Source organism: Streptomyces sp. 6-11-2, assembly GCF_006540305.1.
GTDB lineage: Bacteria > Actinomycetota > Actinomycetes > Streptomycetales > Streptomycetaceae > Streptomyces.
In genome coordinates this window covers 2,228,238-2,242,229 of sequence record NZ_BJOR01000001.1, presented here as the reverse complement: position 1 = coordinate 2,242,229, position 13,992 = coordinate 2,228,238, and the positions used below count along the sequence as shown (strand labels likewise).

Annotated in this window: 11 protein-coding genes; 4 read left to right on the top strand and 7 right to left on the bottom strand. The window is 71.1% G+C overall.

Annotation, left to right across the window (positions count from 1 at the left end; translation table 11 throughout):
* Positions 1 to 34 precede the first annotated feature (34 nt).
* Both TNCT6_RS09315 and TNCT6_RS09310 read left to right on the top strand, forming a co-directional pair.
* Positions 35 to 244 carry a helix-turn-helix domain-containing protein gene (locus tag TNCT6_RS09315; RefSeq protein WP_018571396.1) on the top strand — a complete coding sequence of 70 codons (210 nt, stop codon included), beginning with the start codon at positions 35 to 37 and terminating at the stop codon, positions 242 to 244.
* Complete coding sequence (locus TNCT6_RS09310; RefSeq protein WP_141358466.1) at positions 244 to 810, top strand: Clp protease N-terminal domain-containing protein; 567 nt, start codon at positions 244 to 246, stop codon at positions 808 to 810. The genes TNCT6_RS09315 and TNCT6_RS09310 overlap by 1 nt, the downstream gene beginning before the upstream one ends.
* Before the next feature lie 39 nt (positions 811 to 849).
* On the opposite strand, the gene TNCT6_RS09305 is transcribed toward TNCT6_RS09310, so the two are convergent.
* The 7 genes from TNCT6_RS09305 to TNCT6_RS09275 all read right to left on the bottom strand — a co-directional run bounded on the left by TNCT6_RS09305 (position 850) and on the right by TNCT6_RS09275 (position 9,974).
* Positions 850 to 1,857 (bottom strand): PadR family transcriptional regulator, encoded by a 1,008-nt coding sequence (locus TNCT6_RS09305; protein WP_141358464.1) that lies wholly within the window; start codon positions 1,855 to 1,857, stop codon positions 850 to 852.
* Position 1,858: 1 nt separating this feature from the next.
* Complete coding sequence (locus TNCT6_RS09300) at positions 1,859 to 2,785, bottom strand: DUF4097 family beta strand repeat-containing protein (protein ID WP_172632842.1); 927 nt, start codon at positions 2,783 to 2,785, stop codon at positions 1,859 to 1,861.
* Between the two features lie 172 nt (positions 2,786 to 2,957).
* On the bottom strand, positions 2,958 to 3,137 hold the full coding sequence (locus TNCT6_RS09295) for a DUF6104 family protein (RefSeq protein ID WP_003992906.1): 180 nt from the start codon (positions 3,135 to 3,137) through the stop codon (positions 2,958 to 2,960).
* A gap of 86 nt (positions 3,138 to 3,223) precedes the next feature.
* Positions 3,224 to 7,051, bottom strand: coding sequence for a multifunctional oxoglutarate decarboxylase/oxoglutarate dehydrogenase thiamine pyrophosphate-binding subunit/dihydrolipoyllysine-residue succinyltransferase subunit (locus TNCT6_RS09290; protein ID WP_141358460.1), 3,828 nt, complete (start codon positions 7,049 to 7,051; stop codon positions 3,224 to 3,226).
* A 282-nt stretch (positions 7,052 to 7,333) separates the two neighbouring features.
* Positions 7,334 to 8,440, bottom strand: a complete 1,107-nt coding sequence (locus TNCT6_RS09285; RefSeq protein ID WP_141358458.1) for an ATP-binding protein — start codon at positions 8,438 to 8,440, stop codon at positions 7,334 to 7,336.
* Positions 8,437 to 9,174: a response regulator transcription factor gene (locus tag TNCT6_RS09280; RefSeq protein WP_141358456.1), complete on the bottom strand. Its 738-nt coding sequence runs from the start codon at positions 9,172 to 9,174 to the stop codon at positions 8,437 to 8,439. The genes TNCT6_RS09285 and TNCT6_RS09280 overlap by 4 nt, the downstream gene beginning before the upstream one ends.
* A gap of 122 nt (positions 9,175 to 9,296) precedes the next feature.
* A complete protein-coding gene (locus tag TNCT6_RS09275; protein ID WP_141358454.1) occupies positions 9,297 to 9,974 on the bottom strand; it encodes a spermidine synthase in 678 nt (225 codons plus the stop codon).
* A gap of 239 nt (positions 9,975 to 10,213) precedes the next feature.
* Between TNCT6_RS09275 and TNCT6_RS09270 the strand changes: the two genes are divergently transcribed.
* Together TNCT6_RS09270 and lon are read left to right on the top strand one after the other, a co-directional pair.
* Positions 10,214 to 11,110: a rhomboid-like protein gene (locus tag TNCT6_RS09270; protein WP_253266061.1), complete on the top strand. Its 897-nt coding sequence runs from the start codon at positions 10,214 to 10,216 to the stop codon at positions 11,108 to 11,110.
* 255 nt (positions 11,111 to 11,365) lie between these two features.
* Positions 11,366 to 13,798: an endopeptidase La gene (lon, locus tag TNCT6_RS09265; protein WP_141358452.1), complete on the top strand. Its 2,433-nt coding sequence runs from the start codon at positions 11,366 to 11,368 to the stop codon at positions 13,796 to 13,798.
* Positions 13,799 to 13,992: the final 194 nt, after the last annotated feature.

Below are 13,992 nucleotides of genomic sequence, written 5' to 3'. Positions count from 1 at the left end.
GACACCCCTCGCGGCGTCAATGTAGGTTGACAGCATGACCGAAGCAACGGATCTCGCCGAGCGCGCAGGCGACCGCGATCCCCGAGTCGGGCTGCGGGCCGTCGCCGCGCTGCGCCGGCTGCTCGAGCAGCTGGAGGCGGTACAGGTGCGCAGCGCGCGCAACCAGGGCTGGTCGTGGCAGGAGATCGCCGCCGAGCTCGGAGTGAGCAGGCAGGCCGTGCACAAGAAGTACGGGAGGCAGTGATGTTCGAACGGTTCACGAAGGACGCCCGGGCCGTGGTGCGGGGTGCGGTGGAGTACGCCGAGGACGCGGGAGCGCAGACCGTGGACGCCGAGCACCTGCTGCTCGCCCTACTCGACCGCGAGGGCAGCCGTGGGTCCTTCGCGCTGGCGGCGCTGGGGCTCGACGAGCGCGGGGAGCCCGTGCGGCAGGCGCTGCACGACGCGCGGCGGCGCGCCGGCCTGTCCCGGGCCGACACCGACGCCCTCGCGGGCCTGGGTATCGACGTCTCCGAGATCGTCTCCCGGGTGGAGGAGGCGCACGGCGTCGGGGCGATGTCCGGCGACCGGCAGGGCAAGGATGCCCGGCCGGGGCGCCGCACCTTCGGCCGGAGTGCCAAGGACACCCTTGAGAAGGCCCTGCGCTCGGCGCTGGCCCACCGTGACCGGCACATCGGCGACGAGCACATCCTCCTCGCCCTGACCGTCCGCCCGGGCGTGCCCGCCGAGGCCCTCGCCGACCACGGCGTGACCCACGAGTCGGTGACCCGCGTGCTGTACGGCGGGGGACAGGCGCGGGCGGCCGGCTGAGTCGAGGGGTGGCCGCCCGAGTGGGACGGCGGGCGGCCGTCAGACCTTCGGGCGGTGCAGGAGCGAGGCGATGTGGGCCGCCGCCGTGGACAGATGGCGACGGGCCTCACGGAGCTGGTCGGCGGTGATGCCGTTGTCCCGGGCCGTGTCGCGGATGTCGTCGCGGAAGCGGTCCAGGAGGCGGTCCAGGTCGCGGGCCGGGTCGCCGGTGAGGTCCTCGTGCGCCCAGGCCGGTTCGTAGTCGGCCGGGAAGTCCTCCGGGGTCGTGGAGTACTCGGGGCGGGCCGTGCCGCGGCCGACGTAGTCCTTGCCGAAGTCGCCGAACTCCTTGGCGAGTTCGGTCAGACCCTCGCGCACCCCCGTGGGCCAGTCGCCCCGGTTGAAGTGGTCCTGCACCTGCTCCTGGACCCGCTTGGCGATGCGCTGCAACTCCTCCTGCGCCTGGGTCCGCGCCCGCTCCTGAGCCTCCTTGGCCTGCCGCCGGGCCCGCTGGGCCTCGTCGCGCGCCCTGCGGCTCTCCTCCTTCGCGCGCCGCGCCTGCTCCTTCCACTCCTGCTTGACGCGCCGCATCTCCTCCTTGGCGGCCTGCCAGGCCTCCTTGTCGTCGGCCTTGCCGTGCTCGCCGTGCTCGCCGTGCTCTCCGTGTTCCCCGGTGCCCTCCCGGGCCTGGGACGCCGCCGCGCGCATCTCGCGCCGCAGATCGCCCGCGGCGCCGCGTACATCGGAGCGGATCTCCGCGGCGAGTTCGGCGACGGACTCGCGGATCTCCAGCTCCAGGTCGGCCAGTTCACCACTGCGGTCGGCCAGTTCGGCGCGGCCCGCGTCCGTGATCGCGTACACCTTGCGGCCGCCCTCGGTGGTGTGCGTGACCAGGCCCTCGGCCTCCAGCTTGGCCAGCCGCGGATACACCGTGCCCGCCGAGGGGGCGTACAGGCCCTGGAAGCGCTCCTCCAGCAGCCGGATCACCTCGTAGCCGTGGCGCGGGGCCTCGTCGAGCAGCTTGAGCAGGTAGAGGCGCAGGCGGCCGTGGGCGAAGACGGGAGGCATGTCAGAGCACCTTCCTGTCGGTCGTGCCATCGGCCCTGCCGGTCGCGTCACCGTCGCTGCCGCCGCTGGAATCCCCGGCCGGGCGGGCGTTTCGCGGCTCCGCCTCCCACGGTCCGCCCTCCGTGGGCGGGCGCCGCAGCAGCGCGATGGAGCCGGAGACGGTGGTCGCCTTCAGCCGGCCGTTGCCCGCGCCGAGGCGGCCGGTGATCCGCTTGGCGCCCCACTGGCCGCCGACCTTGAGGTCCTCGAAGGCGTTGGACACCGTCCCGCTCGCGGTGTTCGCGTCCACCCGTGCGTCCGCCGGGTGGGGGAGCCGGATGGCGATCTCACCGGAGACGCTGGTCAGGCTGACGTCGGTGGGGCCGCCCGCCGGGTCGAGGTCGACGACCATCGACCCGCTCACCGAGTCCGCCCTGACCGAGGGACCGGCGCCGTCGACCACCGTCAGGTCGCCGGAGACCGAGTTGAACCGCAGATCACCGGAGAGGGCCTGCGCCTCCACGTTCCCCGACACGGTGTCCGCGCGCACCGGGCCCGTCAGGCCCACCAGGGTGGTGTCCCCGGAGACGCCCTTGACCTCGGCGCGTCCGTCGATTCCCGAGACCATCGCGCCGGCACCGACCACGCCCAGCTCCACGCGCGCGCTCGCCGGAACGGCCACGGAGACCACGGCGCTGCGCCGCCAGCCCTTGTTGTCCAGCCACTTGAGGAAGCCCTTCCAGGGCAGGTCCTCGTACGCCACCGTCAGCGTCCCGCCCTGCTGGGTGACGATCAGCGGAGGCCCCTCGATCTCGGAGACCTCCAGGCGGGCCGGACCCTCGTCGGCACCCACGACGTTCACCGTTCCGTGCACGATGCGGACGTTGAGTGCGGTCACCGGCTCGTCGAAGGTGAGCTTCCTGGGCTCACCGACGGACCACTCGGACATGGTGCAGACCTCCCCGGACGGGACGCGACACGCCATATCGCGTCGCCTGCAACCACGATATATCGCGTCCGCGCGAAGTCAAGACACTCGTTCCGGTGAGGCAAGGGCAGACCCCCGAAATGCGAACAGGGCGCCCCCTGGGGGGCGCCCCGCACCGAACGGACGTCGGTCTCTACTCGTCGTCCTCGTCGTCCAGCCGGGCCAGCCAGGTCGCCAGCCGCTCCACCGGCACCTCGAAGTCCGGATTCAGGTCGACGAAGGTCCGCAGCTGCTCGGCCAGCCACTCGAAGGTGACCTCTTCCTCGCCCCGCCGCTTCTCCAGCTCTTCGATGCCACGGTCTGTGAAGTACATGTGGTCAAGGATAGGTGCGCCGAAACGACCGGGCCGCACCCCCGTTCAGGGGGTGCGGCCCGGTCAGGTACGACGCGTGGGGGCGGTTACGCCTCGAACACCTCTCGCACCAGCTGCTCCTGCTCCGCCTGGTGCCGCTTCGCGGAACCGACGGCCGGAGAGGAGCTGTGCGGACGGGAGATGCGGCGCAGGCGCTCGCCGGCCGGGATGTCCGCGCCGACCGCCAGGTCCAGGTGGTCGATGAGGTTCAGGGCGATGAACGGCCACGCGCCCTGGTTCGCCGGCTCCTCCTGGGCCCACAGGTACTTCTCCGCGTTCGGGTACTTGGCGATCTCCGCCTGGAGCTCGGCACCCGGCAGCGGGTACAGCCGCTCGAGGCGGATGATCGCCGTCTCGGCAGCCGCGGCGTCCGCCGCGCCCCGCTTGCGGCGCTCGGCGTCCAGGTCGTAGTAGACCTTGCCCGCGGTGAAGACGACCTTCTTCACCGCCGCCGGGTCCACCGTCTCGTCACCGATGACCGGACGGAACTGACCCGTGGTGAACTCCTCCGCCTTCGACGCCGCGGCCTTCAGGCGCAGCATCGACTTCGGGGTGAAGACGACCAGCGGCTTGTGGTGCGGGTTGTGCACCTGCCACCGCAGGAGGTGGAAGTAGTTCGACGGCAGGGTCGGCATCGCGACCGTCATGTTGTTCTGCGCGCACAGCTGGAGGAACCGCTCCGGGCGGGCGGAGGAGTGGTCCGGGCCCTGGCCCTCGTAGCCGTGCGGCAGGAGCAGGGTGACGCCGGAGGTCTGGCCCCACTTCTGCTCGGCGGAGGAGATGAACTCGTCCACCACCGTCTGGGCGCCGTTGGTGAAGTCGCCGAACTGGGCCTCCCACATCACCAGCGCGTCCGGGCGGGCCAGCGAGTAGCCGTACTCGAAGCCCATCGCCGCGTACTCGGACAGCAGGGAGTCGTAGACGTTGTACCGGGCCTGGTCCTCGGACAGGTACAGCAGCGGGGTGAAGTCCTCGCCCGTCTCACGGTCGATGATCACCGCGTGCCGCTGGCCGAAGGTGCCGCGGCGGGAGTCCTGGCCGGACAGCCGGACCGGGACGCCCTCCAGGAGCAGCGAGCCGATGGCGAGGGTCTCGCCCATGCCCCAGTCGATCGTCCCGTCCTCGACCATCGCCGCCCGGCGCTGCAACTGCGGCAGCAGACGCGGGTGGACGGTGATGTGGTCGGGGATGTTGACCTGCGACTCGGCGATGCGCTTGACGGCCTCGGCGGAGACGGCCGTGGACACCGCGACCGGGAAGCCGTCCTGCGGCGCCTGGACGTCCGCGGAGGCCGGCTGGGAGGTGGCCTCGCGGACCTCGGTGAAGACCTTCTCCAGCTGGCCCTGGTAGTCCTGGAGCGCCTGCTCGGCCTCTTCCAGGGTGATGTCGCCCCGGCCGATCAGCGACTCGGTGTAGAGCTTGCGCACCGAGCGCTTCTTGTCGATCAGGTCGTACATCAGCGGCTGGGTGAAGGCCGGGTTGTCCGACTCGTTGTGACCGCGGCGGCGGTAGCAGATGAGGTCGATCACCACGTCCTTGTTGAACGCCTGGCGGAACTCGAAGGCCAGCCGCGCCACGCGGACCACGGCCTCCGGGTCGTCGCCGTTCACGTGGAAGATCGGGGCCTCGATCATCCTCGCCACGTCCGTCGCGTACATGGAGGAACGCGAGGACTCCGGGGCGGCCGTGAAGCCGACCTGGTTGTTGATGACGATGTGGACCGTGCCGCCGGTGCGGTAGCCGCGCAGCTGCGACATGTTCAGGGTCTCGGCCACCACGCCCTGGCCCGCGAAGGCCGCGTCGCCGTGGATGGCCACCGGCAGGACCGTGAAGTCCGTGCCGCCCTTGTTGATGATGTCCTGCTTGGCGCGGGAGACGCCCTCCAGGACCGGGTCCACCGCCTCCAGGTGGGAGGGGTTGGCCACCAGCGAGACGTTGATCTGCTCGCCGTCCAGGCCGGTGAAGGTGCCCTCGGCGCCCAGGTGGTACTTCACGTCGCCGGAGCCGTGCATCGACTTCGGGTCGAGGTTGCCCTCGAACTCGCGGAAGATCTGCGCGTACGACTTGCCGACGATGTTGGCCAGGACGTTGAGGCGGCCGCGGTGGGCCATGCCGATGACGACCTCGTCCAGGCGGGACTCGGCCGCCGAGTCGATGACCGCGTCCAGCAGCGGGATGACGGACTCGCCGCCCTCCAGGGAGAACCGCTTCTGGCCGACGTACTTCGTCTGCAGGAAGGTCTCGAAGGCCTCGGCCGCGTTCAGCCGGCGCAGGATGCGCAGCTGCTCCTCGCGCTCCGGCTTGGAGTGCGGGCGCTCGACGCGGTCCTGGATCCACTTGCGCTGCCTGGGGTCCTGGATGTGCATGAACTCGATGCCGACCGTGCGGCAGTACGAGTCGCGCAGCACGCCGAGGATGTCGCGCAGCTTCATCAGCGTCTTGCCGGCGAAGCCGCCGACCGCGAAGTCGCGCTCCAGGTCCCACAGGGTGAGCCCGTGCTCGGTGATGTCCAGGTCGGGGTGCTTGCGCTGCTGGTACTCCAGCGGGTCGGTGTCGGCCATGACGTGACCGCGGACCCGGTAGGAGTGGATCAGCTCGAAGACGCGGGCGGCCTTCGTGACGTCGTCGTCGTGCGAGGCGTCGATGTCCTTGAGCCAGCGGACCGGCTCGTAGGGGATGCGCAGCGACTTGAAGATGTCGTCGTAGAAGTCGCGCTCGCCGAGCAGCAGGTTGGCGACGGCGCGCAGGAACTCGCCGGAGGCGGCGCCCTGGATCACCCGGTGGTCGTAGGTCGACGTGAGCGTCATGACCTTGGAGATGCCGAGCTTGTTCAGGGTGTCCTGGGAGGTGCCCTGGAACTCCGCCGGGTAGTCCATGGAGCCGACGCCCATGATCACCGACTGGCCGGGCATCAGGCGCGGCACGGAGTGGACCGTGCCGAGACCGCCGGGGTTGGTGAGGGAGACGGTGACGCCGGTGAAGTCGTCCATCGTCAGCTTGTTGTCGCGGGCGCGACGGACGATGTCCTCGTAGGCCTGCCAGAACTCGAAGAAGTTCAGCGTCTCGGCCTTCTTGATGGCGGCCACGACGAGCTGGCGGTCGCCGTTGGGCTTGACCAGGTCGATGGCCAGGCCGAGGTTGACGTGGTCCGGCTTGACCAGGGTGGGCTTGCCGTCCTTCTCGGCGAAGGACCAGTTCATCGACGGCATCTGCTTGATGGCCTGGACCATCGCGTAGCCGATGATGTGCGTGAAGGAGATCTTCCCGCCGCGGGCCCGCTTGAGGTGGTTGTTGATGACGATGCGGTTGTCGAACAGCAGCTTCACCGGGACGGCGCGCACGGACGTGGCCGTGGGCAGTTCCAGCGAGGCGTTCATGTTCTTCGCGACCGCGGCGGAGGGACCACGCAGCGTGACGAACTCCGGACCCACGGGTGCCTCGGCGGCGGGCGCGGCCTTGGCGGCGGGCTTCGCCGGCGCCGGGGCCTGAGCCGCGGGCTTCGCGGGAGCCGGAGCGGCTGCCGCGGGCCGCGGCGCGGCCGGGGCCTGCGCGGGAGCGGCGGGCGCGGCGGCGGCCTGGGGAGCGGGCCGGGCCGGGGCGGCCGGAGCGACGGCGGGCGCCGCCTGAGCCGTGGTGGTGGTCTCCGCGGCCCCCGCGGCCGCGGTACCCGCCGGGGCCTGCGGGGCGGCAGCCCCCGGCCTGTAGTCGGCGAAGAAGTCCCACCAGGCGCGGTCTACGGAGTTCGGGTCCTGGAGGTACTGCTGATAGATCTCGTCGACGAGCCACTCGTTGGCACCGAACGCGGCCGCGGGGTTCTTCCCGGCTTGGTCGGTGTCGGTCGAGATGCTCGAGTTACTGGGGGACTGTGGCGACACGGCGGCAACCGCCCTCTTCCGCTTCACAAGAATGATGGACAGCGGGAATAAAGGCTACGCCCCCGAGGGGGGGAAGGTCAGGTCGGGCCACTCCTTCGTCATGTAAGTCACATCAAAACCCGGGTTTCGGGGGTTGAAATGGCGGGAAACAAGCGTAGTTCCGCTGCGCCAGGGAAGGGGGGACCCGGGCCTGACCCCTGTGGGATGCAGGCCCCGTCCTGATCACACGTGTCCGCCTGCGCGGATGCTCGTGGATCTTGGGGTTCGTGATCGAACTTTACGTCAACTTGGCAAAGAGGGCAGGCCCGGAAGAGTGACGAGGATCCGGCAGCCCCGCTCGGATTCGGCCACCCCGATACGGCCGCCGTGCAGATCCACCGCCCAGCGAGCGATCGCCAGGCCGAGTCCGGTGCCGCCGTCGCTGCCCGGGCCGTGCGGCCGGTTCACCGCGCCCCGGTTGAAACGCTCGAAGACGCGGTGCCACTCCGAGCGCGGGATGCCGGGCCCCTCGTCCAGGACCTCCAGCTCCAGCGACTGCGGCTGCGGGCCGCGCCGCGCCTTCACCGTCACGCGCCCGTGCGGCGGGCTGTGCTTGACCGCGTTGTCGATCAGGTTGGCGACCACCTGGTGGATGCGCTCGGGGTCGGCGTGCGCGGTCAGATCGGGCGGAAAGACGTCCAGGTGCAGATGGACGTCCGTACGGGAGTGGCTGCCGGAGTCGGAGGCGATGCCCGCGCGGGCCGAGGCGACCATGTTGGCCTCCTTCAGCACACCCGACAGGTAGGGCCACACCTCGAAGCGGCGCAGTTTCAGCGGCACCACGCCGTTGTCCAGGCGGGACAGGTCCAGCAGCGTCTCCACCAGCCGGCCGAGCCGCTCGGTCTGCTTCAGCGCCGTGCGCATGGTCTCGGGATCGGCCTCGGTGACCCCGTCGACGATGTTCTCCAGCACCGCGCGCAGTCCCGCGATGGGCGTGCGCAGCTCGTGCGAGACGTTCGCCACCAGCTCCTTGCGCTGGCGGTCCTGCGCCGCCAGCTCGTCGGCCATGCGGTTGATCGTCTGGGCCAGGTCGCCCAGCTCGTCCCGGCGGCTCTCGCGCACCCGGCGCGTGTAGTCGCCGTGCGAGATGGAGCGGGCCACCGTGTTCATCTCGTCCAGCGGCGCGGTGAGCGAGTGCGCCACGAACTGCGTGATGAGCAGCGTGGCGATCATCGAGAAAACCGTGATGAAGCGCAGCTCGGTCGCCGTGCGCACCGCGATCATCAGCAGACCGGTGGTGATCAGCACCGATATGACGACCAGCGCGCCCAGCTTGGTCTTGATCGAGAACGGGCGAACGCCACCCCAGGGCTCGCCCTGGTCCCTCCGTGCGGCCGGCCCGTCGCTCACGGTGTCGGTGTCTCCAGCGCGTAGCCCACGCCGTGCACTGTGCGGATCCGCTCGGCGCCGATCTTCCGGCGCAGCGCCTTGATGTGGCTGTCCACGGTCCGGGTGCCGGAGGCGTCCGCCCAGTCCCACACCTCGGCCAGCAGCTGCTCGCGCGAGAGCACCGCGCGCGGGGTGTTCGCCAGGCACACCAGCAGGTCGAACTCCGTCGGGGTGAGGTGGACGTCCTCGCCGCGCACGCGCACCCGGCGCTGGGCGTGGTCGATCTCCAGTTCGCCCAGACGCAGGATGCCGCTGCGCGGCGTCGTCGCGGCCAGCGCGGCCCGCTCCATGCGGCGCAGCAGCACGTGCACGCGTGCGGCCAGCTCCCGCATCGAGAACGGCTTGGTCATGTAGTCGTCGGCGCCGACCCCGAGGCCGACCAGCATGTCGGTCTCGTCGTCCCGCGCGGTGAGCATCAGCACCGGCACCGGGCGCTGGGCCTGCACGCGGCGGCAGACCTCCAGGCCGTCGAAGCCGGGCAGCATGATGTCGAGGATCAGCAGGTCGGGCTGCCAGGCCTCGGCGGTGTCGACGGCGGCCGGGCCGTCGCCCGCGGTCTGCACGAGGAATCCCTCGGCGCGCAGACGGGTGGCGATGGCATCCATGATCGTCTGGTCGTCCTCGACCACCAGGACCCGGCGCTGGGCGCCCGGGGTGGCCGTCGTGCCGTTGTGCGCGGTGTGTGTCTGCTCCATCGCCCGCCCCTGAGTGTGCTTTCCGGAATCCGTGGGGTGATTCCTTGACTGCGCGTAGTTGCGATTGACGCTTGAATGATCGGCGCCAAGGGAGCAGCGTACGGGGACTCCCCACGCCTTTGCTATCCAGGTCGGACCGCGAGGTGCACGACGTCCGGAACGCCCCGGGCAACGGGGACCTCTTCGGTGCGCACCTGTCGGAATCCGACATTCCGCAAGGTTCCTTCAAATTCCGCAGATGGCTTCGCGGACCATACGGCGAGTACCCCGCCCGGCTCCAACACCCTTGCGCAGCTTGCCAGTCCGGCCTGTCCGTACAGCTCCTGGTTGTCCTCGGTGACCGTCCAGTCGGGGCCGTTGTCGATGTCCAGGCACACCGCGTCGAACGTGTCGGATGTCTCATTGACGTAGGCGATCATGTCTCCCTCGACGACCTCGGTGCGCGGGTCGGCCAGCGCGCCGGCGGTCAGCTCGGCGAGGGGGCCGCCGCGGTGCCAGTCGATGATCGCGCGTTCGCGTTCGACAACGGTGATCCGGCCCCAGTGCGGGTCCGCCGCGGCGTGCGCGAGTGAGAAGCCGACGCCGAGGCCGCCGATCAGCATGCTCGGTGCCCGCCGGTCCGGCAGCGCGGCGAGCGCCGCGTCGACCAGGAGGCGCTCGGAGCGCCCGTCGGAGGTGTCCATCAGGAAGCAGCCGTTGGCGATGATCTGCAGCAGCGCCCCGTGCCGGCGCAGCACGACCTCGCCGTGGGGGCCCTCGCGGCGGTCCAGCACCTCGGGGGCGTCGTACGAGCCGGTCATGGGGTCATCCTGCCCCAACGGACCCGTACGGCCACATGAATTAGGGGTGACACCCGTGTGCGAGCGCGCCGCGGGCCGCGATCGTCGGCCGGGGGCGCCAGGGTCGCTGGGGTAGTTGGGGTAGCTGGGGTGGCCGGGAACCTAATAGGTTGCTGAGAATTGTCGCGTGCGTGGCGCCAGTCATGGACAGGGGCGCCCGGGATGCGAAGTGTGGGGCGCGACGGAAGGAGTGCCGCACCGTGGAACGGACCGCGACGGCCGGCCCCTCGGGCCCGCCGGCACCTTCGGGTGGGCCCCTGCCTCCGGACGCCGTCGTGGACGACGGCGCGGACAGGGGCGCGGACGCGGTCGTGGCCGGCGTTCCGGTGGAGGTGTCGCGGGCGCCGGCCGGGATGCCGCAGCAGCGGGCGCGCGGCACTGTCCCGGGAGGCGTGCGCGCGGAACCGGCCCGCCCGGCGCGGCCTGCCGCGGGACTCCGGGGGCTGCGCGGTCCGCGCCCCTGGCGGCTGCTGCCCACCCCCGCAGGCACCCCCTTCACCTTCGGGTACGCGGCCCTGCTCGCCGTCACCTCGCTCGTCGCCCGGTACGCCGATCCCGCGGTGGTGGACGCCCTGCGCCAGAGCTCCAGCACGGATGTCGCCCACCTGGTGCGGGCGCCCCTGCTGGTGCTGCCGGCCAGCGCGCTGTGGATCGCGGGCGGCGTCGTGTCGGCGTACTCCCTGTGCTTCCTGCTGGTGCTCACCGCGCTGGAACGCCGGATAGGCGGTCTGCGCACCGCCGGTGTGTTCCTGTTCGGGCACGTGCTGGCCACCCTCGCCACCGAGGTCCCCATCGGGCTCGCGGTGCTCACGGGCCGTCTGCCGGACAGTGCGGCGCACCGTCTCGACTACGGCATCAGCTTCGGTGTCGCGGCCAGCCTCGGCGCCCTGGCCGGCCTGCTCACGCCCTGGCTGCGCTGGCCCCTGCTCACCGTGTTCGTGGGCATGCTGGTCCAGGACCTGGCCGCGTTCGACGATCCGATGACGAGCTGCGGCCATCTGATCGCGGTGGGGCTCGGTGTGGCGACGTGGCCGGTGATGCGGCGCTGGCGGCGGGCACGCCTCGCGGAGGCGGGTGCCGCGCCCGGCACGGGCTGAGCCTCTTACGGCTCCCTGCCCCCGTCCCTCCCTGTTCCTCCCTGTCCCACTCCTCCTTCTCCCTTCTCCGCCTTCTCCCTCTTATCTCTCTCCTCTCCATCTCTCTCCTCTCTCCTTTCTTTCTTCTTCCTTTCTCCTTGTGTGCTGGTTGTGGATGTCCGATCGCTCAGAGCGAACAGATGACGGGGAACAATCCACCGGCATCGTGCATTGAGTCGGCATAGCTCAACTTACTTGACTGCCGAAGGGGAGATCATGGCTGCTGAGTCCACTGCCTTCACACCGCTCACCCTGCCCGTGTTGCCACTCGACGACGAGGTCGTGCTGCCCGGAATGGTGGTTCCGCTGGACCTGAGCGACGCCGAGGTACGGGCCGCGGTGGAGGCCGCGCAGGCCGCCGCGCGGGACGAGCCCGGCAAGCCCAGGGTGCTGTTGGTGCCAAGGGTCGAGGGGACGTACGCCAGAACCGGTGTGCTGGGCACGGTCGAGCAGGTGGGCCGGCTGGCCGACGGTGATCCGGGCGCGCTCATCCGTGGCCGCGGTCGTGTGCGGATCGGTGCCGGGACCACCGGTCCTGGCGCGGCGCTGTGGGTCGAGGGGACCCGGATCGAGGAGAACCTGCCCGAACCTCTGCCCGGCCAGGTCGCCGAGCTGGTGAAGGAGTACAAGGCGCTCGCCACGGCCTGGCTGCGCAAGCGCGGAGCCTGGCAGGTGGTCGACCGCGTGCAGGCCATCGACGACGTCTCCGCGCTCGCCGACAACTCCGGCTACTCGCCCTTCCTGACCACCGAGCAGAAGGTCGAGCTGCTGGAGACCGCCGACCCGGTGGCCCGGCTCAAGCTCGCCACGCAGCAGTTGCGCGACCACCTCGCCGAGCAGGACGTGGCGGAGTCCATCGCCAAGGACGTCCAGGAGGGCGTCGACAAGCAGCAGCGCGAGTTCCTGCTGCGGCGCCAGCTGGAGGCCGTCCGCAAGGAGCTGCGCGAGCTGAACGGCGAGAGCGACGGCGAGGAGTCCGACGACTACCGCGCCCGCGTCGAGGCCGCCGACCTGCCCGAGAAGGTCCGGGAGGCCGCGCTCAAGGAGGTCGACAAGCTGGAGCGCGCCTCCGACGCCTCTCCCGAGGGCTCCTGGATCCGCACCTGGCTCGACACGATCCTCGAGATGCCGTGGAACGAGCGAACCGATGACAGTGCTTCCGCCTACGACATCCAGGGCGCCAAGGCGGTCCTGGACGCCGAGCACGCGGGCCTGGAGGACGTGAAGGAGCGGATCACCGAGTACCTGGCGGTGCGCAAGAGGCGCGGCGACCGGGGCCTGGGTGTGATCGGCGGGCGGCGCGGCGGCGCCGTGCTCGCGCTCGTCGGGCCGCCCGGTGTGGGAAAGACCAGCCTCGGCGAGTCCGTGGCCCACGCGATGGGACGGAAGTTCGTGCGCGTCGCCCTGGGCGGCGTCCGCGACGAGGCCGAGATCCGCGGCCACCGGCGTACGTACGTCGGTGCGCTGCCGGGGCGGATCGTGCGCGCCGTCAAGGAGGCCGGGTCGATGAACCCGGTGGTCCTGCTCGACGAGATCGACAAGGTGGGCTCCGACTTCCGCGGCGACCCGGCCGCGGCCCTGCTCGAAGTCCTGGACCCGGCGCAGAACCACACGTTCCGGGACCACTACCTGGAGGTGGAGCTGGACCTGTCCGACGTCGTCTTCCTGGCCACGGCCAACGTCCTGGAGGCGATCCCGGAGGCGCTGGCCGACCGGATGGAGATCGTGCGCCTGGACGGCTACACCGAGGACGAGAAGGTCGTCATCGCGCGCGACCACCTGCTTCCGCGCCAGCTGGAGCGGGCCGGCCTGCGCGGCGACGAGGTGACGATCGAGGAGGGGGCGCTACGCAGGCTCGCTGGCGAGTACACGCGCGAGGCGGGCGTGCGCACCCTGGAGCGGTCCCTCGCACGGCTGCTGCGCAAGATCGCGGCGCAGCACGAACTGGGGGAGCGGGAGCTGCCGTTCACCGTCACGGACGGTGAACTGCGGGGGCTGATCGGCCGCCCGCACCACGTTCCGGAGTCCGCCCAGGACCCGGCCGAGCGGCGTACGTCCGTGCCGGGCGTGGCGACGGGCCTCGCGGTCACCGGGGCCGGCGGCGACGTCCTCTTCGTCGAGGCGTCCCTGGCGGACCCGGAGACGGGTGCGGCCGGGCTGACCCTGACCGGTCAGCTGGGCGATGTGATGAAGGAGTCCGCGCAGATCGCGCTGAGCTTCCTGCGCAGCCACGGCGCCGAACTGGAACTGCCCGTGGGTGACCTGAAGGACCGGGGCGTGCACATCCACTTCCCGGCGGGCGCGGTGCCGAAGGACGGTCCGAGCGCGGGCATCACGATGACGACCGCGCTCGCCTCGCTCCTGTCCGGTCGCCTGGTCCGCACGGACGTGGCGATGACCGGCGAGGTCTCGCTGACCGGGCGTGTCCTGCCCATCGGCGGCGTCAAGCAGAAGCTGCTCGCCGCCCATCGCGCGGGTGTGACGACGGTGGTCATCCCCAAGCGGAACGAGCCCGATCTGGACGACGTCCCGGCGGAGGTGCTGGACAAGCTCGACGTCCACGCCGTCACCGACGTCCGCCAGGTCCTGGAACTGGCCCTCACCCCCGCGACGAACGGTGCGTCACCGGAGATCCCGGCCGCCGCGTAGCGCTGCCGCGCGGTGAGCGGTGCATCGGGGCGTGGGGTTCGGCCGGGTCCTCCCCGGCCGAACCCCACGCCCGTTCCGCGAGTACGGCCCACCTCGGCCCGCCGGCCGCCCTCGCCTGACGGCAGGCCACCACGACCGGCGTGGGAGACCCGCCGGTGAGCACGGCGAGTCTCTGGCGGTGTGGCCGTGCCCGG

Excerpts from the sequence above, each read along its gene's own strand:
- TNCT6_RS09315 (WP_018571396.1), top strand. The coding sequence starts at position 35 with ATGACCGAAGCAACGGATCTCGCCGAGCGCGCAGGCGACCGCGATCCC.
- TNCT6_RS09310 (WP_141358466.1), top strand. The coding sequence starts at position 244 with ATGTTCGAACGGTTCACGAAGGACGCCCGGGCCGTGGTGCGGGGTGCG.
- TNCT6_RS09305 (WP_141358464.1), bottom strand. The coding sequence starts at position 1,857 with ATGCCTCCCGTCTTCGCCCACGGCCGCCTGCGCCTCTACCTGCTCAAG.
- TNCT6_RS09300 (WP_172632842.1), bottom strand. The coding sequence starts at position 2,785 with ATGTCCGAGTGGTCCGTCGGTGAGCCCAGGAAGCTCACCTTCGACGAG.
- TNCT6_RS09295 (WP_003992906.1), bottom strand. The coding sequence starts at position 3,137 with ATGTACTTCACAGACCGTGGCATCGAAGAGCTGGAGAAGCGGCGGGGC.
- TNCT6_RS09280 (WP_141358456.1), bottom strand. The coding sequence starts at position 9,174 with ATGGAGCAGACACACACCGCGCACAACGGCACGACGGCCACCCCGGGC.
- TNCT6_RS09275 (WP_141358454.1), bottom strand. The coding sequence starts at position 9,974 with ATGACCGGCTCGTACGACGCCCCCGAGGTGCTGGACCGCCGCGAGGGC.
- lon (WP_141358452.1), top strand. The coding sequence starts at position 11,366 with ATGGCTGCTGAGTCCACTGCCTTCACACCGCTCACCCTGCCCGTGTTG.